The following is a 313-nucleotide window of genomic DNA, read 5'->3' as shown; positions in this document are numbered from 1 at the left end:
GTGTTGGGTGGTGATTTCCGGCGGCGAGTTGGCGGTTATCCGTGTGGCACAGAAGCTGACCGCTGATAGCCCGAAGACCAAGCGGCTCATGTTCAGCCACGCGTTCCACTCGCCGTTGATGCAGCCGATGGTGGCGGAGTTCCGTACGGTCGCGGAAGGTCTGACCTTCCAGGAACCGGGGATCCCGATCGTCTCCAGCCTGACCGGCGAGGTGGCCGACGAGCTGGTCACCCCCGAGTACTGGGTGCGCCACGTCCGCGAGGCCGTCCGCTTCCACGACGCCGTGCAGACCCTGGAGAGTGAAGGCGTCCGT

The 313-nt window shown here is 65.5% G+C and carries 1 protein-coding gene; it reads left to right on the top strand.

Translation table 11 applies throughout. From position 1 onward, the window contains the following. Positions 1–43: 43 nt before the first annotated feature. Positions 44–313: hypothetical protein (locus UK12_RS34945; protein WP_156179169.1), on the top strand; the 270-nt coding region annotated here is incomplete at its 3' end.

It is taken from the genome of Saccharothrix sp. ST-888 (assembly GCF_000955975.1).
Classification (GTDB): Bacteria; Actinomycetota; Actinomycetes; order Streptomycetales; family Streptomycetaceae; genus Kitasatospora.
The sequence above is the reverse complement of the archived record's forward strand: the minus strand, read 5'-3'. Positions and strand labels throughout refer to the sequence as shown.